The organism is Nocardioides agri (assembly GCF_013778305.1).
Lineage (GTDB): Bacteria > Actinomycetota > Actinomycetes > Propionibacteriales > Nocardioidaceae > Nocardioides > Nocardioides agri.
On sequence record NZ_JACEIC010000002.1, the window covers coordinates 3,188,190 to 3,214,235 of the forward strand.

Genomic DNA, 26,046 nt, shown 5'->3' on the forward strand with positions numbered 1-26,046 from the left:
ACAGGAGATCCGATGAGCCTCGACCAGACCACGTTCTTCATCGACGGCGACTGGGCCGCCCCCGCGACCGGCGACACCATCCAGGTCGTGTCCCCGCACTCCGAGCAGGTCATCGCGACCGTGCCCGAGGGCAGCAACGCCGACATCGACGCCGCGGTCGCCGCGGCCCGCCGCGCCTTCGACTCCGGCCCGTGGCCGCGGATGTCGCCGGAGGAGCGGATCGAGGTGGTCCAGAACTTCTCGAACCTGTACGCCGGCAAGCTCGGCGAGATGGCCGAGCTGATCTCCACCGAGATGGGCGCGCCGCTGTCGTTCTCCAACCTCGCCCAGGCCCCGGCGCCGTGGATGCAGATCGAGGCCTTCCTCGGCATCGCCCGGGCCTACCCGTGGGAGGAGACGCGCGCCGGTTCGCTCGGCGAGGTCATCGTCCGCCGCGAGCCGGTCGGCGTCGTCGCGGCGATCCCGCCGTGGAACGTCCCGCAGTTCACGATCATGTCCAAGCTCGTCCCGGCCCTCCTGGCCGGCTGCACGATCGTCGTCAAGCCCGCGCCCGAGACCCCGCTCGACACCTACCTGATGGCCGAGATGCTCCAGGAGGCCGGCGTACCGGCCGGTGTCGTCAACATCGTGGCCGCGGGCCGCGAGGCCGGCGCGCACCTGGTCGCCCACCCGGGCGTCGACAAGGTCGCGTTCACCGGCTCGACCGCCGCGGGCCGCAAGATCGCCGCGGTCTGCGGCGAGCAGCTCAAGCGGGTCTCGCTCGAGCTCGGCGGCAAGTCCGCGGCGATCGTGCTCGACGACGCCGACCTGGCCGCGACGATGGAGGGCCTGAAGTTCACCGCGCTGATGAACTCCGGCCAGGCCTGCGTTGCGCAGACCCGGATCCTGGCGTCGCGCGCCAACTACGCCGCCGTGGTCGACGCGCTCGCCGAGACCGTCTCCGGCATGGCCGTTGGCGACCCGCTCGACCCGGCCACCGAGATCGGCCCGATGGTCGCCCAGCGCCAGCAGGAGCGCGTCGAGAAGTACATCGCGCTCGGCCAGGAGGAGGGCGCCCGCGTCGTCGTCGGCGGCAACGGGATGCCCGACGGCCTGTCGTCGGGCTGGTACGTCCGCCCGACGGTCTTCGCCGACGTCGACAACCGGATGCGGATCGCCCAGGAGGAGATCTTCGGGCCGGTGCTCTCCGTCATCCCGTTCGACGACGTCGCCGACGCGGTGCGGATCGCCAACGACTCCGAGTACGGCCTCGCCGGCACGGTGTGGACCGCTGACGTGGAGGCCGGCCTCGACGTCGCCCGCCAGGTCCGCACCGGGACCTACGGCGTGAACACCTACACGATGGACTTCGCCGCGCCGTTCGGCGGCTACAAGTCCTCGGGTGTCGGCCGCGAGTTCGGGCCCGAGGGCCTCAGCCACTACACGGAGCTGAAGTCGATCTACAAGCCGTGACGGCGCTGACGACGGGGCAGCTCGACGAGCTCGCCTACTACGCCGTCACGCACCACCCCGCGGACGCCCGCCGGGTGTTCCCCGAGGCGACCGACGCGGAGGCGCTCGGCCTGGGCTCGGCGATGATCAGCGAGCGCTTCACGGTCAAGGAGGCGGGCGTGCTCGCCGGCGCCATCGCCGGACGGGCTCCCTCGCTGGGGATCGCGACGGCCGCGATCAACCACCACATGCGGCACCCGATCATCACGGCGACGATGGGGTCGACGCTGCACGCGATCACCGAGGGCCGGTTCGCGATGTCGTTCGGGCGCGGCGCGGCCGAGCACTGGAGGGCGATCGGCCAGCCGCTCGTGACCGAGGCCGTGCTGCGCGACTTCATCGGCCTCCTGCGCCAGCTGTGGACCGACGGGTTCGTGCTCGACCACGACGGGCCGGCGGGCACGTGGCCGGTGCTGCACAACCGCAGCGGGCTGGGGGAGGGGCCACCGCTCGGGCTCGTCGCGGTCGGCCCCCGCACGATGGCGCTCGCCGGCGAGCTCTGCGACTTCGTCGTCATGCACACGTTCTTCTCCGAGCAGGCGACGCAGAGCTCGATCGAGGCCGTACGCCGGGGCGCCGAGCGCGCCGGCCGCGACCCGGACGCCGTCCGCATCTGGTCGTGCCTCGCCGCTGTCCCCGACGGGATCTCGGAGGAGGACCGGCTGCGTCGGGGCGTGGGGCGGCTCGTCACCTACTTCCAGGCCTACGGCGACACGCTCGTCTCGGTCAACGGCTGGGACCCGGCGGTCTGGGAGCGGCTGCGGACGTCCGAGGTCTTCACCACCGCGGCGGCGGCCGGCGCGATCGACGCCTCGGCCGACACCGAGACGCTGCTCCGGCTCGCCGACCTGGTGCCCGAGGAGTGGCTGGCCGCGTCGGCCCGAGGTCGCCCCGAGGACGCCGCCGCGACGATCGTCCGCGAGCTCGAGCTCGGCTGCCACTCGGTGATCCTGCACGGCGCCGAGCCCCACGAGATCGCCCCGATGGTCGCGGCCTACCGCGCGGTCCGGCCCGCGCTCGCCCGGCCGGTCGCCACCAACCCGGGGCTGTTCGCGTAGTTGACAACTGGCGCCGCTGTGTAAAACACCACAGTTTGCTACTCCGGGGTAGTGAGCGAGACGCGGGTCACATACCCTCGGCACCATGAACGCCCAGAACCCCGCCTCAGCGGGCGGCCCGGTCGTCGAGGGACCGCGCGACCCGGAGCACGACCCGCGCGCGTCGTACGCGCTGGAGCCCGAGTACGTCGCAGCGCTCACCGAGCGGCTGGTGGCCACGGGCGGCACGACCGCCGAGGTGCGCTCGCCGCTCAACGACGCGCCGCTCGCGCACGTGCCCCAGTCGACGCCGGCCGACGTGGTCGAGGCGTTCGCGCGGGCCCGCCGCGCGCAGATCGGCTGGGCGCGCACGCCCGTCGAGGCCCGGCAGCGGGCGCTGCTCCGGCTGCACGACCTGGTGCTCGACCGGCAGGACGAGATCATCGACCTGATCCAGTGGGAGACCGGCAAGGCCCGCAAGCACGCGTTCGACGAGCCGCTGCACGTCGCGCTCACGGCGCGCTACTACGGACGCACGGCGGCTCGCCACCTCGCGACCACGCGGCGGCCCGGGGTCGTGCCCGTCCTGACCCGCGTCGAGGTCAACCGGGTGCCCAAGGGCGTGGTCGGGATCATCTCGCCCTGGAACTACCCCTTCGACCTCGCGCTCATCGACGGGATCGCCGCGATCGCGGCCGGCAACGCGGTGGTCGCGAAGCCCGACGCCCAGACCGTGCTGTCCGCCCTGCTCGGCGCCGAGCTGCTCGAGCAGGCCGGCATCCCGCGGGAGCTGTGGCAGGTCGTCGCCGGCGACGGCGCCGAGATCGGCGGCGCGATCGTCGAGCGCGCCGACTACGTCTGCTTCACCGGCTCCACCGCGACCGGTCGGCTGATCGCCCGCGGCTGTGCCGACCGGCTGATCGGCTGCTCCCTCGAGCTCGGTGGCAAGAACCCGCTGCTCGTGCTCCGCGACGCCGACCTCGAGAAGGCCGCGGAGGGCGCCGTGCGTGCGTCGTTCTCCAACTCGGGCCAGCTGTGCGTCTCGATGGAGCGGATCTTCGTCGCCGACCAGGTCTACGACCGGTTCGTGGAGCGGTTCGTCGCCCGCACCGAGGCGCTCACCCTCGGCTCGACGCTCGAGTGGGGCAACGACATGGGGCCGCTGATCTCGCGCCAGCAGCTCGACACCGTCACGGCTCACGTCGACGACGCGGTCGCCAAGGGCGCACGGGTGCTCACCGGCGGCCACGCCCGCCCCGACCTGGGGCCCTACTTCTTCGAGCCGACGATCCTCGAGGGCGTGAGCCCGGAGATGACCTGCTTCGGGCGCGAGACCTTCGGTCCGGTCGTCTCGCTCTACCGCTTCCACGACGAGGCCGACGCGATCGCCCGCGCCAACGGCGGCGAGTACGGCCTCAACGCCTCGATCTACAGCCAGGACGGCGCTCGGGCGCGCTTCCTCGCCCGGCATGTCAAGGCGGGCACGGTCAACATCAACGAGGCCTTCGCCGCGACGTTCGCGAGCCTCGACGCGCCGATGGGCGGGATGCGGGAGTCCGGCACCGGCCGGCGGCAGGGCGCCGAGGGCGTGCTGCGCTACACCGAGACCCAGTCGGTCGCGACCCAGCGGCTGATCCGGTTCGGCCCCCAGCTCGGCATGTCCGACGAGGCCTACGCGAAGGTCATGAACGCCAACCTCCGGCTGATGAAGAAGCTCGGTCGCGCATGAGCGGGTCGGCGTACGACTTCGACGTCCTGGTCATCGGCTCGGGGTTCGGCGGCTCGGTCGCCGCGCTCCGGCTGACCGAGAAGGGCTACCGCGTCGGCGTGCTCGAGGCCGGTGCCCGCTTCGAGGACGAGGACCTGCCGGAGACGTCGTTCGACGTCACCAAGTACCTCTTCCGGCCCGAGGTCGGCTGCTACGGCATCCAGCGCATCGACGCGCTCCGCGACTGCCTGATCGTGTCCGGGGCGGGCGTCGGCGGCGGGTCGCTGGTCTACGCCAACACGCTCTACGAGCCGCTGCCGCCGTTCTACGACGACCCGCAGTGGAGCCGCATCACCGACTGGCGCGACGAGCTGGCGCCCTACTACGACCAGGCGAAGCGGATGCTCGGCGTGGTCGAGAACCCGCTGCGCACGCCGTCCGACGACGTGATGGAGAAGGTCGCGACCGAGATGGGCGTGGCCGACACGTTCCACCCCACGCCGGTCGGTGTCTTCTTCGGCGGCCCGGGCGCGGGCATGGGCCAGACGGTCGACGACCCGTTCTTCGGCGGCGCCGGCCCGGAGCGTCGGACCTGCATCGGCTGCGGCTCCTGCATGACCGGCTGCCGCCACAACGCCAAGAACACGCTGGTCAAGAACTACCTCTACCTCGCCGAGCAGCACGGCGCGAAGGTGCTGCCGCTGACGACGGTCACCCGCGTCCGGCCTCGGGCGGCCGGCGGCTACGACGTGCACGTGAAGTTCACCAAGGCCACGGTCGCCGGGCGGCGGGCTCGGCGGGTGCTCAGCGCGGAGCAGGTCGTGTTCGCCGCCTCGGCGCTCGGCACCCAGCGTCTGCTGCACCGGATGAAGGACGAGGGCCACCTGCCCGGGATCTCCGACCGGATCGGCCACCTCTCGCGCACCAACTCCGAGTCGATCGGCGGCGTGATCGCCCCCGACGCCACCGTCGACTACAGCCAGGGCATCGCGATCACGTCGAGCTTCCACCCGGACGACAACACCCACATCGAGCCGGTGCGCTACGGCCCGGGCAGCAACCTGATGTCGCTGCTCCAGTCGGTGCTCACCGACGGCGACGGCGACGAGCCGCGCTGGCGCACCTGGCTGCGGGAGATGTGGCGGCAGCGCCGGTCGGTGCGCGACCTCTACGACATGAAGCACTGGTCGGAGCGCACGGTGATCGCGCTGGTGATGCAGAGCCTGGACAACTCGATCACGACGTACACCAAGCGGATCCCGGGCACGAAGTGGCGCTACCTCAGCTCCAAGCAGGGCCACGGCGAGCCCAACCCCACCTGGATCCCGGCCGGCAACCAGGCGATCCGCACGATGGCCGAGATCATGGGCGGCTTCCCGGGCAGCGCGGTCGGCGACGCGTTCAACAAGCCGCTGACCGCCCACTTCATCGGCGGCTGCGCGATCGGGGACTCGCCGGAGACCGGCGTCGTCGACCCCTACCAGCGGGTCTACGGCCACCCCGGCCTGCACGTCTCCGACGGGTCGGCCGTCACCGCGAACCTCGGGGTCAACCCGTCGCTGACGATCACCGCCCAGGCGGAGCGTGCGATGGCGCTGTGGCCCAACAAGGGGGAGGCCGACGCCCGGCCGGCCCTCGGCTCGCCGTACCGCCGGATCGAGCCGGTCCGCCCCATCGCGCCGGTGGTGCCCGACCACGCGCCGGGGGCGCTGCGGCTGCCGATCGTCGGCGTCAGCTGACCGCTCGTCGCACGGTCCGAGAAATGTCCGGAACTCCCGTGACCCCCCTCTGCACCTGTCGTTGAGCCAGCGGACCCGGTCAACACGCTCCCTCCCACCACCGGGTCCCGAGTCCAGGCGCTGTCCTGCAGTTGCATGGGCGGTCAGGGCCCGGCCATCCCTCCCTCCCCGGCCGGGCCCTGACAGGGTGCGTGGCTGGTGTTTCCCGTCGCACCTGACCTGAGCGTCGTCCGACCGGCCGCCCCGCGACGCTGAGGTCAGGTACGACGGAGCCTGTGGAGGGGCCGGAGCACGATCCGTCGGCCCGGTGCACCCTGGGGCGATGTCGCTGTCGATCGTGCGCCCCGGGGTGGTGGCGCCGGTGCCCGTCGACCCGGCCGGCCTGGTCGGCCCCACTCCCGGCCGGGCGCGCGGACCGCACTGGCGCCGGGTGGCGAAGAACCTCTACGTGCCCGCGGACACAGACCCGCGTGCTCTCGAGCAGCGGATCGTCGAGGCCGTCGCCGGCTGCGGAGCGACGGCGGCGGCGACCGGCTGGGCGGCGCTCGCGTGGGCGGGCGCGCGATGGTTCACAGGTCTCGGCCCGGACGGGCGCACCCCGCTGCCCGTGCCGGTGGCCATCGGCGACCGGCACTCGGTCCGCGACCGACCGGGGGTGGAGATCTCCGAGGACTGGCTCTTCGACGAGGACGTCACCTACCTCGACGGACTGCCGGTCACGGTGCCGGAGCGTGCGGTGAGCCACGAGGCCCGACGGACCCGATCGCTCCTCGCAGCCGTGACCGTGATCGAGATGGCTGCTCAGGCGGACCTCGTCGATCGCGCGTCGATGGCGACGTACGCCGTCCGGCTCGGCAGCCGGCCGGGCATCATCCGGTTGCGCGAAGCGACCGCGGCCGCGGAGGAGAACGTCTGGTCGCCGCAGGAGACCGCGATGCGGCTCGAGTGGCGGAGGGTGCGGCCGCTCGCCCGCCTGCTGTGCAACGCACCGCTCTTCGACCGCGGTGGTCGCCACCTGTTGACGCCCGACCTCGTCGACCCGGTGACCGGGGTCGTGGGCGAGTACGACGGGGTCGTCCACCTGGAGCAGGGTGCGTTCCGCCGCGACCTCGAGCGCGACGCGCTGTGCCGGGACCTCGGACTGGAGCTGGTGACCATGATGTCCCCCGACCGGCGCGACGTCGCCGCGTTCGCCCACCGGCTGAGGCGGGCCTACGTGCGCGCGAGCACGCGCAGCGGCCAGCAGCGGACGTGGACGCTCGAGCGGCCCGACTGGTGGGTGGACACCTCGACGGTCGCCCACCGTCGTGCGCTCACCGAGCACGAACGAGTCGTGTGGCTGCGCCGCGGGGCGTCCTGAGCCCGTCGTACCTGACCTGAGCGTCGTGAATCGGGCGGACGGACGACCGTGGGGTCAGGTGCGACGGGGAGCGCGGATAGGCTTCCACCATGACGCTGGCTGGTGAGCACGATCTGGTCCTGGTGGTCGACTTCGGCGCGCAGTACGCGCAGCTGATCGCCCGCCGAGTCCGGGAGGCGCGCGTCTACTCCGAGATCGTGCCGCACACCACGCCGGTCAGCGAGATGCTCGCCCGCAACCCGAAGGCGATCATCCTCTCCGGTGGCCCGTCGTCGGTGTACGACGAGGGCGCGCCGAGCATCGACCAGGGCATCTTCACGACGGGCACGCCGGTCTTCGGCATGTGCTACGGGTTCCAGCTGATGGCGCGCGGCCTCGGCGGCGAGGTCGCGCACACCGGCGCCCGGGAGTACGGCCGCACCTCGGTGACCGTCGGGAGCCAGGGCACGCTGCTGGCCGACGTACCCGCGCAGCACACGGTGTGGATGTCGCACGGCGACTCCGTCACCGCCGCCCCGGCCGGCTTCGACGTGCTGGCCTCGACCGCCGTCACCCCGGTCGCCGCGTTCGAGGACGTCGAGCGGGGCCTCGCCGGCGTCCAGTGGCACCCCGAGGTGCTGCACACCGAGCACGGCCAGAAGGTGCTCGAGCACTTCCTGGTCAACATCGCGCACTGCCGCCAGACCTGGACGATGGTCAACATCGTCGAGGAGCAGATCGAGTCGATCCGCGAGCAGATCGGCGACCGGGGCCGGGCCATCTGTGGCCTCTCCGGCGGCGTCGACTCCGCGGTCGCGGCCGCGATCGTGCAGCGCGCGATCGGCGACCGGCTGACGTGCGTGTACGTCGACCACGGGCTGATGCGCAAGGGCGAGACCGAGCAGGTCGAGCGGGACTTCGTGGCGGCGACCGGGGTCGACCTCAAGGTCGTCGACGCCGAGAAGCAGTTCCTCGACGCGCTCGCCGGGGTCACCGACCCCGAGCAGAAGCGCAAGATCATCGGTCGCGAGTTCATCCGGGTGTTCGAGGCGGCCGAGGCGGAGATCCTCGGCGAGGTCGACGACAAGGTCGCGTTCCTGGTCCAGGGCACGCTCTACCCCGACGTCGTCGAGTCCGGCGGCGGCGCCGGCACCTCCAACATCAAGTCCCACCACAACGTCGGCGGGCTGCCCGACGACCTCGAGTTCGAGCTCGTCGAGCCGCTGCGCACGCTCTTCAAGGACGAGGTGCGCCTGGTCGGCGAGCAGCTCGGCCTGCCCGCCGAGATCGTCTGGCGTCATCCCTTCCCCGGCCCCGGCCTGGGCATCCGCATCATCGGCGAGGTCACCCGCGAGCGCCTCGACATCCTGCGCGAGGCGGACGCGATCGCCCGCGAGGAGCTGACTCACGCGGGCCTGGACCGCGACATCTGGCAGTTCCCGGTCGTGCTGCTCGCCGACGTCCGCTCGGTCGGCGTCCAGGGCGACCACCGCACCTACGGGCACCCCGTCGTGCTGCGCCCGGTCACGTCCGAGGACGCGATGACCGCCGACTGGGCCCGGGTGCCCTACGACGTCCTCGAGCGCATCTCGACCCGGATCACCAACGAGGTGCGCGAGGTCAACCGGGTGACCGTCGACATCACCTCGAAGCCGCCGGGCACCATCGAGTGGGAGTGATCTGGACCGATTGCGGGATTCTCGGCGAATCCCGGGTCATCGTCCGGCCGCTCCGCTAGAGTTCGGGACGAACCGCTGGCGACCCGAGACGCCGGCGGTTCACCCCATTTCGGACCGCAGCGGCGCGATCACGTCGGCGGCGAACCGCGCCATCGACTCGATCTTCTCCTCCAGCGTGGCGTCCAGGCCGTGGTAGTAGGCCCACGGCATCGTCCAGCAGTCGGTGACGCCACCGGCCTCGGCCCGCCGGAAGTGCTCGGGCAGGAACGCGTCGTTGAGCGCCGTGATCACCGCGAAGTCGCCCTCGGCGCCGATCTCCGCTCGCGCCGCCCGCAGCCGGGCCGCGATGCCGGACGCCTCCTCGATGGAGTAGAGGTCGCCGACCCAGCCGTCGTGGCGCGCCGCCCGCCGGAAGGCGACGTCGGAGAGCCCGCCGACGATGATCGGGACCGGCTCGGTCGGCGTGGGCTCCATGACCAGGCGGGGCGCGGTGTAGAACTCGCCCTCGAACTCCGTCCAGCCGGGCTTCCACAGCTCCGCCATCAGCGCCAGCGCCTCGTCGGTACGCCGGCCGCGGGTCGTGAAGTCCTGGCCGAGCAGCTCGAACTCCTCCCGGCACCAGCCGATCCCGACGCCGAGGCTGACCCGGTTGCCGGACAGCACGGCCGCCGTCCCGACGCTCTTGGCGACCTGGAAGGGGCTCCGGATCGCCGGCACGTAGACCGAGGTGAGGAAGCGGAGCCGCGTCGTCACGGCGGCGAGGGCCCCGATGAGCACCCACGGGTCCGGCCACGCGGCGTCGTGGTCCCAGCGCCGGGCGCCGTCCGGCGTGTAGGGGTACGGCGTCGCCAGCTCCTCGAGGTCGACCACGTGGTCGGGCACCGCGATCGCGTCGTAGCCGAGCTCGTCCGCGGCACGAGCGATCGGGACGAGGTGGTCGACCGGCTGGAAGGCGGTGCTGATCGCGAAGCGCACGGGCACACCCTAGCCCGGAACTAGAACGTGTTCTCAAAATCCGGGCTCCGGAAGAATCGCCCGAAGGGGTGAGGGTCGGGGTCCCCCCCGGGGGGTACTTGACGCTCATCGACGGCGGTGCCGGTCACTCACGCAGAGGCCGGCACTGCCCGTCGGGCGAGTCAGGCCAGGTCATGCGGCCCGGTGCGCCGGGTATTGCCGGGGCATGTCCGAGGACCGACCCGGAGCGGCGGCGTGGCGCGACCCAGGGTGTGATGGGCTGCGGCTGGTCCGTCCGACCGGCGTCGTGCTGCTCGGTGGCACGGCGGGTCAGGCGGTGTACAGCGCGGCCTTCCGCGTGGGGGAAAGCCGCGGGTAGCCGCTCGACTGGCCGGACTCGATGCCGGTCGCCCGGCCGCCGGCCTGGGTGGTCGCGACGACGCACCCGTCCGCGGTGCTGCGCGCCAACGACCGCAGGTCGGCGTACGAGGGTCTCGTCGCCGACCTGCGGGTCGCGGCGCGGTTGATCAGGTGAAGATGCTGACGCCGGCCGGGCCGACGAGCAGGCCGACCACGATGAGCACGATGCCCCAGAGGATCGAACCCCTGAAGATCGTGACGATCCCGGCGATCACGAGAATGACGGCGATGATCCAGAGCACAAAATCCATCTGCGTGCTTCCTCCCTTGCGGTGTCCCCCGCTCCTACAGGGGTTACCCGTTCGGGTGACTTCTCACTCGTCGGGGAAGTCCTCGACCACGTGCATGGCCGCCTCCTCGGCGGATGCGCCGGCCCCGTCGATGCCGACGTCGTCGCCGACCAGGTCCTTCTCCTCGTCCTCGGCGCCGCCCTGGTCGGGATCGACCAGGCGGCCGGCGCGAGCGTCGCCCACCTCGCCGTCCTCGAGGAGCTCCTCGTCGTCGGCGCTCAGCGCCTCGTCGTAGGGATCGGCCTCCGGCTCCTCCTGCTCGATCCGCTGGTCGATCGTCTCGCGGTGCTCCTCCTCCCAGGGCGTGTTGCCGTACCCCTGGCCGGCGGAGTACTTCTCCGGCGGCGAGTAGCCGCGGTCCAGAGGGTCGTCGACGTCGCCGTCGCCCAGGTCCTCGAGGTTGGACGGCTGGTCCTCGTCGTCGACGCTGTAGTCGCCGTAGATCTCCTGGTCACCGTCGCCATGGCTGGTGGTCACCTGCGGTCCTCCTTCGGGTCGGGGTCTCCATGCTCCGGTGCCCATCCAGCGCCGAACTCACCCGAAACCACCCATTGCGCTGACCAGGGGGACCCGGCAGCGTGGGGCCATGGACAAGGAGTTCGCGACCCTGGACCGATGGTGGCGCGCCGCCAACTACCTCTCCGTCGGGCAGATCTACCTGATGGGCAACCCATTGCTCCGCGAGTCGCTCCAGGAGGAGCACGTGAAGCCGCGGCTGCTCGGCCACTGGGGCACGACGCCCGGGTTGAACTTCCTCTACGCCCACCTGAACCGCCAGATCATGGCCCGGCAGCAGGAGATGGTGTTCATCACCGGGCCGGGCCACGGCGGTCCGGGGCTGGTCGCGTCGGCCTACCTGGAGGGCACCTACTCCGAGGTCTACCCCGACATCAGCCTCGACGAGCGCGGCATGCGCCGGCTGTTCACCCAGTTCTCCTTCCCGGGCGGCATCCCGAGCCACGTGGCGCCCGAGACCCCGGGGTCGATCCACGAGGGTGGCGAGCTCGGCTACGCGCTCTCGCACGCCTACGGCGCCGCGTTCGACAACCCCGACCTCGTGGTCGCGGCGGTCGTCGGCGACGGCGAGGCGGAGACCGGCCCGCTGGCGACCAGCTGGCACGGCACGAAGTTCGTCGACCCGCGCCGCGACGGCGCGGTGCTGCCGATCCTGCACCTCAACGGCTACAAGATCGCCAACCCGACGGTCCTGGCGCGCATCGACGAGGACGAGCTCACCGCGCTGATGCGGGGCTACGGGCACACGCCGTACGTCGTGGCCGGCTCGGACCCGGGGCAGATGCACGCCGACTTCGCCGGCACCCTGGCCCAGGCGCTCGACGACATCGCCGACATCCAGGGCGAGGCACGGGCGAGCAGCGGCGCGGTGCCGCGGCGGCCGTGGCCGATGATCGTGCTGCGCTCCCCGAAGGGCTGGACCGGTCCCAAGGAGGTGGACGGCCAGCGGGTCGAGGACTACTGGCGCTCGCACCAGGTGCCGTTCGCCAACGCGCGCAGCGACAAGAAGCACCGCAAGGTGCTCGAGGAGTGGCTGCGCAGCTACGACCCCGACTCGCTGTTCGACAAGGCCGGTGCCCCCGCCGAGGACATCGCCGCCCTCCACCCCGAGGGCGAGCTGCGGATGAGCGCGACGGCGCACGCCAACGGTGGCCTCCTGCTGAAGCCGCTGCGGATGCCCGACTTCCGCGAGTACGCCGTCACCGTCGACGAGCCTGGCACCGGCGCCGTCGAGTCGACCCGGGTGATGGGCGGCTTCCTGCGCGACGTGATGGCCGACAACATGCACAACTTCCGGCTGTTCTCGCCGGACGAGAACTCCTCCAACCGGCTCGGCGACGTCATGGAGGTCACCCCGCGCACCTGGAACGCGCGGATCGAGGAGTACGACGACCACCTCGCGCCCGACGGTCGGATCATGGAGATCCTGTCCGAGCACACCTGCCAGGGCTGGCTCGAGGGCTACCTGCTCACCGGCCGGCACGGGCTCTTCTCCTGCTACGAGGCGTTCATCCACCTGGTCGACTCGATGTTCAACCAGCACGCCAAGTGGCTGGAGACCACGCGCAGGATCGAGTGGCGCCGTCCCGTCGCCTCGCTCAACTACCTGCTGACCTCGCACGTGTGGCGCCAGGACCACAACGGCTTCTCCCACCAGGACCCGGGCTTCATCGACCACGTCATCAACAAGAAGGCGAACGTCGTCCGCGTCTACCTGCCGCCGGACGCCAACACCCTGCTGTCGGTGACCGACCACTGCCTGCGCAGCAGGCACTACGTCAACGTGATCGTCGCGGGCAAGCAGCCCGCCCTCCAGTACCTCTCCATGGAGGACGCGATCATCCACTGCACCAAGGGCATCGGCATCTGGGACTGGGCCTCCAACGACGTCGACGAGGGCCCGGACGTCGTGATCGGCTGCGCGGGCGACGTGCCGACCATGGAGAGCCTCGCCGCTGTGGAGCTCCTGCGCGAGCACCTGCCCGACATCCGGATCCGGTTCGTCAACGTCGTCGACCTGATGCGGCTGCAGCCGGAGAGCGAGCACCCGCACGGCCTCTCGGACGCCGACTTCGACGCGCTGTTCACCAAGGACCGCCCGGTGATTTTCGCCTACCACGGCTACCCGTGGCTGATCCACCGGCTGACCTACCGCCGCACCAACCACGACAACATCCACGTGCGCGGCTACAAGGAGGAGGGCACCACCACCACGCCGTTCGACATGACCGTGCTCAACCACATGGACCGCTACAACCTGGCCATGGACGTCATCGACCGGGTGCCGCGGCTGGCGGCCACGTCCGGCGTGGCGCGCGAGCACTTCAAGAACGAGCTGATCCGGCACAAGCAGTACGTCCGCACCTACGGCGAGGACCTGCCGGAGATCCAGAACTGGCAGTGGTCGGCCGTGTCGGGACCGAAGGTCGTCACCGAGGACGCCGAGCGCAACGCGCCCGAGGCCTGATCAGCGCACGCCGTACGTCGTGGTCCGCTCGCGGACCGGGCGGCCGATGCCGGCGCCGATCTCGACGAGCTCGGCGACGGTCTTGGCCGAGCCGTGCTCGGAGCCGGCCATCCGGGAGATCGTCTCCTCCATGAGCGTGCCGCCGACGTCGTTGGCGCCCGCCTGGAGCATCGCGCGGGTGCCGTCGACGCCGAGCTTGACCCACGACGTCTGGATGTTGCTGATCCGGCCGTGCAGCATGATCCGCGCCATCGCGTGGACGGCGAGGTTGTCGCGCAGTGTCGGGCCCGGCCGGGCGACGCCGGCGAGGTAGATCGGCGCGGAGGTGTGCACGAACGGGAGCGGCACGAACTCGGTGAAGCCGGTTCCACCAGAATTCAGAGAGTCGTCCTGGATGCGGGAGAGCACGCGGAGGTGGCCGACCCAGTGCCGCGGGTGGTCGACGTGGCCGTACATCATCGTCGAGGTGGTCGGGATGCCGACGCGGTGCGCGGTGGAGACGACCTCGATCCAGGTGGCGGTCGGCAGCTTGCCCTTGGTCAGCACCCAGCGGACCTCGTCGTCGAGGATCTCGGCGGCCGTGCCGGGGAGCGACCCGAGCCCGGCCTCGCGCGCCTTGATTAGGAAGTCCTCGATCGACAGGCCGGTGCGGGCCACGCCGTTGACGACCTCCATCGGTGAGAACGCGTGCACGTGCATGTCCGGCACCCGCTGCCTGACCGCCGACACGAGGTCGAAGTACGCCGTGGCGGGCAGCTCGGGGTCGATGCCGCCCTGCATGCACACCTCGGTGGCGCCGAGCGCCCACGCCTCCTCGGCCCGGTCGGCGACCTGGTCGAGGGAGAGGGAGTAGGCGTCGGCGTCGGTGCGCCGCTGCGCGAACGCGCAGAACCGGCAGCCGACGTAGCAGACGTTGGTGAAGTTGATGTTCCGGTTGACGACGTAGGTCACGTCGTCGCCCACCGTGTCGCGCCGCAGGTCGTCGGCGAGCCGGCAGACCTCGCGGAGCAGGTCGCCCTCGGCGGTCATCAGCGTCAGCGCGTGCTCGTCTGACAGGTTGCCCGGGTCCGTCTCCGCGGCGACCAGGGCATCGCGGCCCTCGGCGTGGAGGACGACCGGGGCGCCGGTGCTGGCCGCGGCGTCCCGCACCTCGTCCCAGTCGCCGTAGACGTCGGCGAAGTCCGAGCGCCGGTCGTCGGTGCGGCCCTCGGTGTCGACGGCGGCGAAGAGGTCCGTGCGGCCGACGGACGCGAACCCGCCGTCGGGCTCCTGCCACGGCAGCCCGCTCGGACGTACGCCGGGGCGGGCCAGCCCGTCGGGGGTGGCGAGCGCGGCGACGTGGGCGGAGATGCGCGGGTCCAGCCACGGCTCGCCCTGGCGGACGTACTCGGGGTGGACGGTCAGCCGGGGCGCGAGCTCGAAGCCGCACTCGGCCGTCAGCGCCTGCAGCCGCTCGAGCGACGGCCAGGGTCGCTCCGGGTTGACGTGGTCGGGCGTCAGCGGCGAGACGCCGCCCCAGTCGTCGACCCCCGCCTCCAGCAGCGCCCGGCACTCCGCAGCGCCCTCCGAGTGGTCGACGAGGTTGGGCGGCGCCTGCACCCGTGCCTTCGGGCCCAGCACGATCCGGGCGACGGCGATGGCCGCGCGGTACTCGTCGAGCGCCAGGTCGTCGGTGTGGCGCATCGCGGTGTCCGGTTTCGCCCGGAAGTTCTGGACGATCACCTCCTGCACCGCGCCGTACGCCCGCGCGACCCGGCGCAGCGCGAAGATCGTCTCGGCCCGCTCGGTCAGCGTCTCGCCGATCCCGACGAGCAGGCCGGTCGTGAAGGGGATCGAGAGCCGCCCGGCGTCCTCGAGGACCCGCAGCCGCACGGCGGGGTCCTTGTCGGGCGACCCGAAGTGTGCGAGGCCCTTGGTCTCGAAGAGCCGCCGCGACGTCGTCTCGAGCATCATCCCCATCGACGGCGAGACCGGCTTGAGGCGGTTCAGCTCCTCCCACGACATCACCCCCGGGTTGAGGTGGGGCAGCAGGCCGGTCTCCTCGAGCACCCGCACCGCCATCGCGCGGACGTAGGCGATCGTCGAGTCGTAGCCCTGCTCGTCGAGCCACGCCCGGGCCTCCGGCCAGCGGTCCTCGGGCCGGTCGCCGAGGGTGAAGAGCGCCTCGAGGCAGCCGAGGGCGGCGCCCTCCGCGGCGATCGCGAGGATCTCGTCGGGGGAGAGGTACGGCGACCGCCCCTCGCGCGCGGCCTGGGTGGGCGTCTCGACGAACGTGCAGTAGTGGCACCGGTCGCGGCACAGGCGGGTGACCGGGATGAAGACCTTGGGCGAGTAGGTGACGACGCCCCGCCCGTTCACGACCCGGCCGGCGGCGACGAGACCCGCGTCGCGGACCTTCGCGGCGGCCGCGGTCAGCCGGTCGAGCTCGGGTCCGGCCGCGGCGAGCAGCACGGCGGCCTCGGCGACGTCGAGGGCGGCGCCTCGCTCGGCGCGGGCCAGAGCCCGTCGGACCTGCTGGGGGGTGGGCTGGTCGCGCACCGTCCCAGGCTAGAGGGCCCGCGGTGAGCGCCGACGGCGGGTCACGTGTCGGACGCCGACCTCGTCGGGTCGGCCCGGCCCCCACTCCGGGCCGACCCGATGAGGTCCCGGACGATCGTGACCCGCCGCGAGCCCCCTGTCACGTCCTGTCACGTCCGGATCCGGCCATGGCAGCGATCGGCCACGCGCGCCGTGCTCCGGCCCGGCCCCGTGTCCGGGCCGGAGTTGGCGCGTGCGTCAGCGCCTGACCCTGCCGGTCCGCTCGCTGGTCTCGGGGGATGATGCGGCACGCAGGGCTCGAATGCTGTGTCCGGAAACGGCCATGGCAGACATCGGACTGACCGATTCCGGCCACGTCCGATTCCGGACACGCGGCCGCCGGAACCGGCTGCTTCGCTGAGGCGTGCGAACATCTGCCGGTGAGCTCGGACGCTGCTGCCTCCGCCGCGGCTGCCTACCAGGCGCTGCGGGTCGGTCTGCGCTCGCGCGCGAGCACCGTGGCCGAGCTGGCGGCACTCGCCGTGCGTGACCAGGACGAGGTGCGCCGCGACCTCGAGTGGCTCGACTCCGAGGGCTTCCTCGAGCTGCGCGGCGACAAGATCACCTACTCCGCGCCCGAGGAGGTCGTCGCCGACGTCGTACGACGGCGCGCCGGTGACCTCGGCGCGGAGATGCTGCGACACCTCGCCGACCTCGCCGAGGTCGTCGGCCACCTCCCGGCGCTCGCCCGTGAGTGGGACACCGGCGGCAGCGACCAGCAGCTGCTCGACGTCGAGGTCTTCCACGGCCCCGAGGCGGTGGTCGACCTGTGGCACGTGCGGCAGGGCCGCAAGCCCGCGCAGCGCACCGACGTCGTGCTGCCGGACGCCTCGCGGCTCTACATCGCCGACCCGGCGATGCAGGAGGTCTGGCACGAGGCCGGTCGCGGCGAGGGCCACCGGATCCGGGTCATCGCGTCGATCGCGGACGCCGTCCATCCCGAGGCCCAGCAGCGGGTGAGCGAGGAGCTGGAGGGCGGGCTGCAGCTGCGGATGCTGGAGCGTCCGCCCGGCTGGTTCTGGGTGACCGACGAGGACACCGTGGCGCTGCCGCTCACCTGGGGCGAGACGTGGCCGACGTCGGTGATCGCGGTGCGCAGCCGGGCCGTCGCCGGCATGGCGAGCTGGCTCTTCGAGCGGCTGTGGGAGCGCGGCATCCAGGCCCGCTCGCAGGACGCGGCCTGGGATCCGCTGCTCACCCTGATGGACGGTGGGGCGACGCTGGAGTCCGCAGCGCGAGCGCTCGGCATCTCGGAGCGCACCGGCCGCCGACGCGTCTCCGAGGCGATGGACCACTTCGGCGTCGGCTCGATGTTCGAGCTCGGTGTCGCCTGGGGCGGCGCGCGTCCGTCCTGACGCGCGCCGCCATCCTGGCGTCGCTCAGACGGTGACCCGCACCTCCGGCTCCTCGGAGGCGTCGGACGCCGGCGGCACGACCGGAGGCTTCCGGTCGAGCGCGCTCGGCCACCAGATCCGCCCGCCCGCGTCGAGGTTGATCGCGGTGACCAGCACCGACCGCACGATCATCGTGTCGAGCAGGACGCCGATCGCGATCGCGGTGCCGATCTGGAGCGCGAACGTGAGCGGCATGGTCGCCAGCGCACCGAAGGTCGCCGCCAGCACGATGCCGGCCGCCGTGATCACGCCGCCGGTCGAGGCGAGCGCGATCAGCGAGCCGCGGCGGGTGCCCTTGGTGGCGGTCTCCTCGCGGACCCGGGTCATCAGGAAGATGTTGTAGTCGATGCCCAGGGCGACCAGGAACACGAACGCGTACAACGGGAAGCCGGGGTCGGTGTGCGGCCGGTCGAAGACCAGGTCGAACACCACGCCCGAGATGCCCAGCGCCGCGGCGAACGACAGGATCACCGTGCCGATCAGGATCAGCGGCGAGGCGAGCGCCCGGAGCAGGCCCATCAGGATCAGCATCACCGCGAGCAGCATGATCGGGATGACGACCCTGTTGTCGCGGGCCGACGCCTCCTCGATGTCGAGGGTGACCGCGGTCCAGCCGCCCACCTGGGCGTCCGCCCCGTCCACTGCGTGCACGGCGTCGCGGACGTCCTCGACGGCCTTGATGGACTGCTCGTCGAGCGGGTCGGCGGTGAGGTTGGCCAGGATCAGCGAGGTGCCGTCCTTCTCGGCGACGACCACCGGCTCCTGGATGCCCTCGATGCCGTCCATGGCCGCGACGACCTCGTCGGCCTGCTCGGTGCTGGCGACGATCTGGATCGGCGAGCTCGCGTCGACCAGGCCGTGCTCGACGAGCAGCTCGTTGCCGGCAACCGACTCGACGTCGTGGCCGGAGACGTAGGTCTCGTCGTTGGGGATGCCCGAGGTGTCGAGGCGCAGCGCGCCGAGCGCGACGATCAGCAGCGCGACCGTGGTGAAGATCCAGACGGTGCGGGGCCGCGGCGCGATCCGGTTGCCGGTGCGGGCCCAGAAGCCGGACTCGGTCGGCTCCGCGCTGCCGTAGCGCGGGATGAACGGCCAGAACACCCACCGGCCGCAGATCACCAGCAGGGCGGGCAGCAGGGTGACCATGACGACGAACGTCACCGCGACGGCCACGGCGTTGGCCGGCCCGAGGCCGGCGGTCGAGTTGAGCTCGGCGAACATCAGGCAGAGCAGGCCGGCCACGACGGTCGAGGCGCTGGCGAAGATCGCCGGGGCGGCACGGTGCAGCGCGAACGCCATCGCCTCGTGCCGGTCCTCGTGACGGCGCAGCTCCTCGCGGTAGCGGGCGACCAGCAGCAGGGCGTAGTCGGTGCCGGCGCCGATCACCAGCACGGTCATGATGAACTGCGTCTGGCCGTTGATGGTCATGTCGGCGTACTTGGCCAGCAGGTAGAGCAGGCCCATCGCGATGCCCAGGCCGACGACGGCACAGAAGATCGGGAGTGCCCACAGCACCGGGCTGCGGTAGCTGACGAGCAGGATCAGGATCACCGCGCAGAGCGTGATCAGCAGCAGCCGGCCGTCCATGCCGGCGAAGGCGGCGGCCTGGTCGGCCGTGGTGCCGCCGGCACCGGCGACGTAGACCTCCACGCCGTCGATCGCGGTGATGTCGCGGATCTGGTCGGCGACGTCGGGCATGTCCTCCCAGAGCTCGTCCCCACGGTTGATCGTGAAGTCGAGCTTCGCGACCTGGCCGTCCTCGGAGACGTACGGCGCCGGGATCCCGTTGGCGGCGGCGGCCTCCGGGGTGATGACGTTGGAGACGCCCTCGAGCTGCGCGATCTCGGGACCGTGACTCTCGATCGCGGCGAGATCCTCCTCGGTGAGGCCGGACTCCTTGTAGTAGACGACGGTCGTCACCAGGTCGTTGGGGTCCTGGAACTCCTCGAGGCGCTGGATCGCCTGGGTCGACTCGGCGCTCTCGGGCAGCCACGACTCGGCCTCGTTGTTCTGGACGCTGGTGAGCTTGCCGGCGAACGAGCCCATGATCCCGGCGATCACCAGGACGGCCACGAGGACGATCCACTTGGTGATCCGGCCGGTGAGCTTGCCGGCGATCTGGATGTGCATGGGGGAACTCTCTCAGTGATCGGGGGCAGAGGGCATCGGGGTTTTCCCCTAGTCCGACCACTCCAGCATGGCGAAGTCATCGGACACTGGTACGTCGAACGGGAAAGACCGTGATCGACATGCAACCATCGCTACAGGTCAGAATCTGACCTCTGTCAATCGGACTCGTTTCGTCCGTGGTTGAGCGGGATTGGCCCCTGCGGGCTCCTGCTCGTCATCTGGCCTCAGGACACCGGGGCAGCCGATCGTGTGACAGGTTCGGAGACATGTATCCCGGGACCTGGGCTTCACGGACGCCCGACAAGCCAGCACTCGTGATGGCCGGCTCCGGCCGGACGCTCACCTACGCCCAGCTCGACGAGCGCAGCGCCCGGCTGGCGCGCTACCTGCACGACCGGGCCGGGCTGCGCGTCGGCGACGTCGTCGCGCTGCTCTCCGACAACCGCCCCGAGACCTACGAGGCCTACTGGGCCGCCCTGCGCTCCGGCCTCTACATCACGGCGGTCAACCACAACCTGGCCGCCGACGAGGTCGCCTACATCCTGCGCGACTGCGGCGCCCGGGCGCTGCTGGTGGCGCCGTCCAAGAGCGATCTCGCCGCCCGCGCTGGCGTCGGGATCGGCACCTCGCTGACGTTCGAGGGCGACTACGAGGAGGCGCTCGCCGCGGTCTCGGCCGAGCCGCTGCCGGAGCAGCCCCACGGCGAGGACCTGCTCTACTCCTCGGGCACCACCGGCCGGCCGAAGGGCATCAAGCCGCCGTTGCCGGCGATCGCCGTCGACGAGCCCGGCTACGTCTACCCCACGGTCTTCGGCGCGCTGTACGGGTTCGGCGTGGACACCGTCTACCTCTCGCCGGCGCCGGTCTACCACGCGGCGCCGCTGCGGTTCGGCGGCGTCGTGCACGCCCTGGGCGGGACGCTGGTGATGATGGAGCGGTTCGACGCCGAGGACGCCTTGCGCGCGATCGAGCGCTACCGCATCACCACCACCCAGATGGTGCCGACGATGTTCGTGCGGATGCTCAAGCTGCCGCCCGAGGTGCGCTCGGCCTACGACGTCAGCTCGCTGCGCACGGTCATCCATGCGGCGGCCCCGTGCCCCGTGGATGTCAAGCGGGCGATGATCGAGTGGTTCGGGCCGATCATCCACGAGTACTACGCCTCGACCGAGGCCAACGGCGCGACCTTCATCGACTCGGAAGCGTGGCTGCGCAAGCCGGGGTCGGTCGGCACCGCCCTCATGGGCACGATCCGGATCTGCGGCGACGACGGTGCGGTGCTCGGGCCGGGCGAGGTCGGCACGGTCTTCTTCGAGCGTGAGCAGCGCACGTTCAGCTACCACAACGACGAGGAGAGGACGCGGAGCACGCAGCACCCCGACCACGAGAGCTGGACGACCGTCGGCGACCTGGGCTACCTCGACGAGGACGGCTACCTGTTCCTCACCGACCGCAAGGCGTTCATGATCATCTCCGGCGGCGTGAACATCTACCCGCAGGAGATCGAGGACCTCTTCAGCCTGCACCCGGCCGTCACCGACATCGCCGTCATCGGCGTCCCCGACGACGAGATGGGAGAGCGGGTGGTGGCGTTCGTGCAGCCGGCGCCGGGTGCCGTGCCGGGCGAGGACCTGGCCGCCGAGCTCACGGCGTACGCCCGGGAGCGGATCGCGCACTTCAAGGTGCCGCGGGAGTTCCTGTTCCGCGAGGAGCTGCCGCGCACGCCGACGGGGAAGATGGTGAAGGGCAGGCTGCGCGAGGAGTACGCCCGCACCTAGGCCGCGCGGCGGCGCTCCCAGCGGCCGACGCCGACCATCACGAGCAGCGCGAGGGCGCCGCCGGCGATCGCGTCGACGACGTAGTGCTCGGCGAAGTAGGTGAGCGCGAGCGACATCGCGAGCGGGTAGAGCAGCAGCAGCCACCGCAGCGGCGACCGCAGCCGCGTGATGAACCAGAATGCCACCAGGAAGGCGATCCCGGCGTGCAGCGAAGGCATCGCGGCGACCTTGTTGCCCATGCCCCGCATGATCATCGTCTGGCGGTGCAGGTCGATCCCGCCCACGCTGAGCTCCGACCAGCCGCGGCGGGTGATCCGGTGCACCTCGGCCAGGTAGCCGTCGCGCGCGGCCATCCACGGTGGCGCCATCGGGTAGACCACGTAGATCGCGAGGCCCGAGAAGAGCAGCGTGAGGTAGCGGCGCAGCCAGCGCACCCACTCGTCGCGGTCGCGCACCCACAGCACCCCGGCGAGGGTCAGTGCGACCAGGAAGTGCGAGGCGTAGACGGTCGTGAGCAGCACGTCGTACCAGTGCGGCGGGAGCGTCTTGAGGCACGGCTCGCCGCACCAGGCGTGCTGCAGCGACACCGTCGGCGTCGTGCCTGCGAAGAGCCACTCGTCGACCCGGATCGGCATCGAGTAGTGCGGCGCGATGCCGATCTCGTCGGCCAGCCCGCGCACCAGCCAGTAGACGACGAGCAGCAGCAGCGGCAGCCACCAGTCCCGCCAGAACCGCCGCCAGCGTCGGTCGGGGTCGTCGGCGTACCAGGCGATCGTGCCGAACCAGATCCACAGGACGACGCCGGCCGGGTCGTTCGGGATGCCGACCAGCAGGCACCACAGCAGGAGGACGACGGCGTACGCCGTCGTGGCGGTGCGTCGGGTCACGCGCTGTCCTCGCGGTAGATCGTCCAGTCGCCGGCGGTGGTGGCGCGAGCGTAGTGGTCGGCCATCACCTCGTCGGCGACGGCCGCGTCGATGCCCCACGACCCGAGTGACTCGCCCGCGACGACCAGCCAGGTGGGCCGCGCGGCGGAGCGCATCAGCGACGTGAGGGCGACCAGGTCGGGGTCGTGCACCCGCACCGGCAGGCTCCACAGGTCGGGGTAGGGGCTGCGCAGCCCGGTCGCCTCGAGGATGTTGGGGCCGCCGAAGGCGACCACGGCCGTGTCCCCGGGTCGGGCGTGGGCGTCGAGCCAGGCGATCGCCGGGCCCTCCGGTCGCTCGATCGGGCGGACCGCGACCACCACCAGGGCCACCACGGCGGAGGCCCCGGCGACGGCGTACGCCGCGACCAGCAAGCGCCCGGGGCGCGGCGACCGCTGCCCTGCGGCCGCCGCCAGCAGCACCAGGCCGGGCACCAGGCCCATCAGGTAGTGCAGCCAGTAGCTGCCGCCGCCGAGGACCACGAAGAGCTCCCAGGCGAGCACCGCCAGCGCGGGCCAGAAGAGCTCAGCGCCGCGCGCCCGCCGGGCGAGAGCGACGAGCAGCAGCGGCACTCCGGTGGCGAGCAGGGCGAGCAGCAGTGCGCCGAGCCGGCTCGCCGTGGATCCGGTCGCCGACGTCGCGATCACCGCGGCCGCCTGCTGGCGGAAGACCACCGCGGCGTCCCAGAGGTCGCCCGGTGCCGTCCCGCGGAGCGCGGCCAGGCCGACGGCGACCGTGATCGTGACCGCGGCCGCGCCGACGACCGCGGCGAGCGCCGCGGGCCGCCGCCGCGCCAGCAGCAGCACGACCGCCAGGACGAGCACGTCCAGCAGGCTCTGCTTGACCAGCGCAGCGGCCGCGCCGAGCACGCCGGCCAGCACGGCCCACGGCAGCCACCGGTCCGAACGGGCCGCCGTGACCACCGCGGCGCAGCCGCCGATCAGGAAGGGCAGCCCGAGCAGCTCGCCGTTGACGACCGTGCCGCCGAAGAGCGGGGTGACGACCAGGATCGCGGCCGTCAGCGCCGGCAGCACGGGGGAGCCGCCCGCCGCGCGGCCGACCAGGCCGGCGAGCAGCACCGACGACACGACGGCCAGGATCCCGAGCGCGCGCACGGCCCACGCCGATCCGCCCAGGCCGTCCGCGAGCGCGAACAGCGCGATCAGCCCTGGCGGCCGGTCGACGAAGTAGTCGCCGTAGAGCGAGGACCCGGACGTCCACTGGCTCGCGAGCAGCAGCAGCCCGCCCTCGTCAGGGCTCAGCGTCCGGCCGGCGTACGGCGTCACGCAGAGCCCGGCGAGGGCGGCCAGGCCGACGACCGAGCGGTTCACGCGAACGCGAAGGCCAGCAGCACGGCCCCGACGAGCACGGCGCCGGTGAGCAGGATGCCGAGGTTGAACGCCGGCAGGGGGGTCCGGGTGCGGATCGCCCGCTCGATCCGCGCCCACCGCACCATCGCCAGCACCGTCACGAGGCCGCCGAGCAGCACGAGCGCGACCGCGAGGCCGTCGCGGACCCAGTCGGTGTCCGGCAGGCCGAGCGCCTGCAGCGCGACCCCGCCGGCCAGGATCGCCAGGGCGGTGCGCACCCAGGCGAGGAACGTCCGCTCGTTCGCCAGGGAGAACCGCGGGTCCGGCTCCTGCCCGGCGTCGTAGACCCAGTGCGGCCGACGTTGCGTCATGGTGCTCATCCTTGCGCACACCACCCACCTCTAGGGTCGAGGACGTGACGTTCGAGCTCGATGCCCACATCGCGGTCCGCTCCCAGGGGGACGGCAGGTACGCCGCCGACCTCGACCCCGGCTGGGTCGTCGGCGGCGGCGTCAACGGCGGCTACCTGCTGGCGCTGATGGGCAACGCCCTGCGCGCGTCGTTCCCGGCGAAGCCCGACCCACTCGCGGTCTCGGCCTACTACCTGTCGGCGGCGTCGCCCGGGCCGGCGACGGTGGCGGTCGACGTGCGCCGCGAGGGTGGATCGGTCGGCACCGCGTCGGCCGAGCTGCGCCAGGGTGACGGTGCCGACGAGCAGGTGCGGATCGCCGCGCTGGCGACGTACGGCGACCTCGACCGGCTCGGTGACGACGTCGGCACCACCGCGGAGGAGCCGCACCTGCCGCCACCGGACGAGTGCGTCGCCAACACGTTCGCACCGCGGGAGATCCTCGAGCTCGCGCCGATGATGGCCCGCTTCGACATGCGCTTCCACCCCGAGCACGTCGGCTGGGCGGTCGGCCAGCCGAGCGGGCGCGGCGAGATCGCCGCGTGGTTCCGGCTCGTCGACGGCCGCGAGCCCGACCCGGTCTCGCTGCTGATGGTCGTCGACGCCCTGCCCCCGGTGACCTTCGACCTCGGCCTGATGGGCTGGGCGCCGACGCTCGAGCTCACCGCCCACGTGCGCGCGCGGCCCGCGCCCGGCTGGCTCAAGGTGCGGCACGCGACCCGCAACCTCGCCGGCGGCATGTTCGAGGAGGACTGCGAGGTCTGGGACTCCGCCGGTCGGCTCGTCGCGCAGAGCCGGCAGCTCGCCCGGCAGCCGCGACCTCACCGTTGAGCGAATTGTCGTCGGCTGCGGGCGGCGGCTGGCGGCGTTTCATCAAGGGATGAGGGCGAGACCGCGCTTCCCGTGCCGAACTCGACGAGGGAGGCGCTGGTTCACCGTCATCCCTTGATGAAACCGCGCGGGGGCGCCGCCGGGGGAGGAGCCGTCAGCTCACCCGGGACCGCCGCAGGGACACGATCCACCGCCGCCGGGGGTGCTCGGTGACCGTCCACAGCCGATCGGTGCGCGCGTCGTAGGCGAGGTCCTCCGGCCCCATCGGCAGGACCCGACGGTGCTCGCGGAAGCCGCCGGGCTCGCCGGACCAGATCGACCCCAGCCCCCACGGGCCGTGGGACGAGGACAGGTAGAGCCGGCCCTCGATCCGCGCGACCCCCTGGGCGCGCAGCACGTCGTGGGCGACCACGGTGACCGGGCCGCCGTCGATCGGCATCTCGGCGAACCGCCGCGTCTGTCGGCGGCCGCCGTACTCGCCGGCGACCAGTGCGGGCGGGTCGCAGGCGTCGTCGACGGCCACGAACGAGAAGCGCAGCGGCTCGCCGTCGTCGTCGGACTCCGGCACCAGCCGGTGCCGGACCGGCAGCAGCAGCCCGTCGGGCGAGCGGACCACGTCGCGGACGTCGCAGACCCACAGGCCCGCCCGGGTGGCCGCGACGTACAGCCGGGTCCCGTGCCAGCCGAGCCCACCGGCGTGCGCGGCGAGCGGCTCGTGGCCGCCGGTGGTGGGGACCACGAGCGCCACGTGCGCGTAGCGCCGCCGCGCCAGGTCGAGCACGGAGACCCGCACGCCACCGTCCTGGGCGTACCACGTCACCGCGACCCGCTCGCCGCCCGGCTCGAGCGCGATGCCCTGCGGCCACCACCGCGTGTCGCGGCGGTCGGCGGCGTCCCAGGTCCACGCCCGGTGCCGGGACAGGCACGGTGCCCAGGTACGCCGGAGCCGCCGGTCGCCGCGGACGGCGTCGAGCCCCACCGGGCCGCCGTGCCTCGCGACGAGCGCGTCGGCCTCCGCGGTGAGCTCCTGCGCGCGGGAGAGGTGCACGAC

General features: G+C 72.2%; 20 protein-coding genes. 11 read left to right on the forward strand and 9 right to left on the reverse strand.

The annotated features are described in order from the left end of the window. Window positions 1-12: 12 nt before the first annotated feature. From HZF07_RS20040 to guaA, 6 genes are all read left to right on the forward strand, one after another. Entirely contained in the window at window positions 13-1,452 is a 1,440-nt protein-coding gene (locus HZF07_RS20040) for an aldehyde dehydrogenase (protein ID WP_157344034.1), read from the forward strand. After that, the gene (locus HZF07_RS20045) at window positions 1,449-2,549 is read left to right on the forward strand and encodes a TIGR03857 family LLM class F420-dependent oxidoreductase (RefSeq protein ID WP_198346441.1); all 1,101 of its coding nucleotides are present in this window, start codon (window positions 1,449-1,451) and stop codon (window positions 2,547-2,549) included. The genes HZF07_RS20040 and HZF07_RS20045 overlap by 4 nt, the downstream gene beginning before the upstream one ends. A gap of 85 nt (window positions 2,550-2,634) precedes the next feature. Then, window positions 2,635-4,257 (forward strand): succinic semialdehyde dehydrogenase, encoded by a 1,623-nt coding sequence (locus HZF07_RS20050; protein WP_157344036.1) that lies wholly within the window; start codon window positions 2,635-2,637, stop codon window positions 4,255-4,257. Continuing rightward, complete coding sequence (locus tag HZF07_RS20055; RefSeq protein WP_157344038.1) at window positions 4,254-5,975, forward strand: GMC oxidoreductase; 1,722 nt, start codon at window positions 4,254-4,256, stop codon at window positions 5,973-5,975. Before HZF07_RS20050 ends, HZF07_RS20055 begins: the two co-directional genes overlap by 4 nt. A 322-nt stretch (window positions 5,976-6,297) precedes the next feature. Continuing rightward, entirely contained in the window at window positions 6,298-7,335 is a 1,038-nt protein-coding gene (locus HZF07_RS20060) for a hypothetical protein (RefSeq protein WP_157344039.1), read from the forward strand. Between the two features lie 89 nt (window positions 7,336-7,424). Next, window positions 7,425-8,993, forward strand: coding sequence for a glutamine-hydrolyzing GMP synthase (guaA, locus tag HZF07_RS20065; RefSeq protein ID WP_157344041.1), 1,569 nt, complete (start codon window positions 7,425-7,427; stop codon window positions 8,991-8,993). Window positions 8,994-9,092: 99 nt separating this feature from the next. Here the strand turns inward: guaA and HZF07_RS20070 are convergent, their stop codons facing one another. Beyond that, on the reverse strand, window positions 9,093-9,968 hold the full coding sequence (locus HZF07_RS20070) for a TIGR03619 family F420-dependent LLM class oxidoreductase (protein WP_181645425.1): 876 nt from the start codon (window positions 9,966-9,968) through the stop codon (window positions 9,093-9,095). Window positions 9,969-10,347: 379 nt separating this feature from the next. Here HZF07_RS20070 and HZF07_RS24170 point away from each other — a divergent pair, with 379 nt between their 5' ends. After that, the gene (locus tag HZF07_RS24170; protein WP_258562639.1) at window positions 10,348-10,482 is read left to right on the forward strand and encodes a hypothetical protein; all 135 of its coding nucleotides are present in this window, start codon (window positions 10,348-10,350) and stop codon (window positions 10,480-10,482) included. Here HZF07_RS24170 and HZF07_RS20080 read toward each other — a convergent pair. Then, window positions 10,475-10,618, reverse strand: a complete 144-nt coding sequence (locus HZF07_RS20080) for a GPGG-motif small membrane protein (RefSeq protein ID WP_181645426.1) — start codon at window positions 10,616-10,618, stop codon at window positions 10,475-10,477. The two genes, HZF07_RS24170 and HZF07_RS20080, sit on opposite strands and share 8 nt — an antisense overlap. Before the next feature lie 63 nt (window positions 10,619-10,681). Continuing rightward, window positions 10,682-11,134, reverse strand: a complete 453-nt coding sequence (locus tag HZF07_RS20085; RefSeq protein ID WP_181645427.1) for a DUF5709 domain-containing protein — start codon at window positions 11,132-11,134, stop codon at window positions 10,682-10,684. Window positions 11,135-11,243: 109 nt separating this feature from the next. On the opposite strand from HZF07_RS20085, the gene HZF07_RS20090 reads away from it, so the two are divergent. Then, complete coding sequence (locus tag HZF07_RS20090) at window positions 11,244-13,640, forward strand: phosphoketolase family protein (RefSeq protein WP_157344045.1); 2,397 nt, start codon at window positions 11,244-11,246, stop codon at window positions 13,638-13,640. Here the strand turns inward: HZF07_RS20090 and HZF07_RS20095 are convergent, their stop codons facing one another. Next, on the reverse strand, window positions 13,641-16,178 hold the full coding sequence (locus tag HZF07_RS20095) for a bifunctional FO biosynthesis protein CofGH (protein WP_181645428.1): 2,538 nt from the start codon (window positions 16,176-16,178) through the stop codon (window positions 13,641-13,643). A 419-nt stretch (window positions 16,179-16,597) separates the two neighbouring features. On the opposite strand from HZF07_RS20095, the gene HZF07_RS20100 reads away from it, so the two are divergent. Further along, the gene (locus HZF07_RS20100; RefSeq protein ID WP_157344047.1) at window positions 16,598-17,572 is read left to right on the forward strand and encodes a hypothetical protein; all 975 of its coding nucleotides are present in this window, start codon (window positions 16,598-16,600) and stop codon (window positions 17,570-17,572) included. 24 nt (window positions 17,573-17,596) lie between these two features. On the opposite strand, the gene HZF07_RS20105 is transcribed toward HZF07_RS20100, so the two are convergent. Further along, window positions 17,597-19,741, reverse strand: a complete 2,145-nt coding sequence (locus tag HZF07_RS20105) for an MMPL family transporter (RefSeq protein ID WP_157344049.1) — start codon at window positions 19,739-19,741, stop codon at window positions 17,597-17,599. 266 nt (window positions 19,742-20,007) lie between these two features. Between HZF07_RS20105 and HZF07_RS20110 the strand changes: the two genes are divergently transcribed. Beyond that, entirely contained in the window at window positions 20,008-21,519 is a 1,512-nt protein-coding gene (locus tag HZF07_RS20110; RefSeq protein ID WP_157344051.1) for an acyl-CoA synthetase, read from the forward strand. Here the strand turns inward: HZF07_RS20110 and HZF07_RS20115 are convergent. Genes HZF07_RS20115 through HZF07_RS20125 form a run of 3 tightly spaced genes read right to left on the reverse strand, consistent with a single transcriptional unit; the run spans window position 21,516 to window position 24,126 of the window. After that, window positions 21,516-22,406: a phosphatase PAP2 family protein gene (locus tag HZF07_RS20115; RefSeq protein ID WP_157344053.1), complete on the reverse strand. Its 891-nt coding sequence runs from the start codon at window positions 22,404-22,406 to the stop codon at window positions 21,516-21,518. The genes HZF07_RS20110 and HZF07_RS20115 overlap by 4 nt on opposite strands. After that, entirely contained in the window at window positions 22,403-23,776 is a 1,374-nt protein-coding gene (locus tag HZF07_RS20120; RefSeq protein WP_157344055.1) for a glycosyltransferase family 39 protein, read from the reverse strand. The genes HZF07_RS20115 and HZF07_RS20120 overlap by 4 nt, the downstream gene beginning before the upstream one ends. Next, complete coding sequence (locus tag HZF07_RS20125) at window positions 23,773-24,126, reverse strand: YidH family protein (RefSeq protein ID WP_232523077.1); 354 nt, start codon at window positions 24,124-24,126, stop codon at window positions 23,773-23,775. Before HZF07_RS20125 ends, HZF07_RS20120 begins: the two co-directional genes overlap by 4 nt. A gap of 44 nt (window positions 24,127-24,170) precedes the next feature. Here HZF07_RS20125 and HZF07_RS20130 point away from each other — a divergent pair, with 44 nt between their 5' ends. Further along, on the forward strand, window positions 24,171-24,995 hold the full coding sequence (locus HZF07_RS20130; protein WP_181645429.1) for a thioesterase family protein: 825 nt from the start codon (window positions 24,171-24,173) through the stop codon (window positions 24,993-24,995). A 154-nt stretch (window positions 24,996-25,149) separates the two neighbouring features. Here the strand turns inward: HZF07_RS20130 and HZF07_RS20135 are convergent, their stop codons facing one another. Beyond that, a complete protein-coding gene (locus HZF07_RS20135; protein WP_157344061.1) occupies window positions 25,150-26,043 on the reverse strand; it encodes a hypothetical protein in 894 nt (297 codons plus the stop codon). Between the last annotated feature and the right edge of the window lie 3 nt (window positions 26,044-26,046).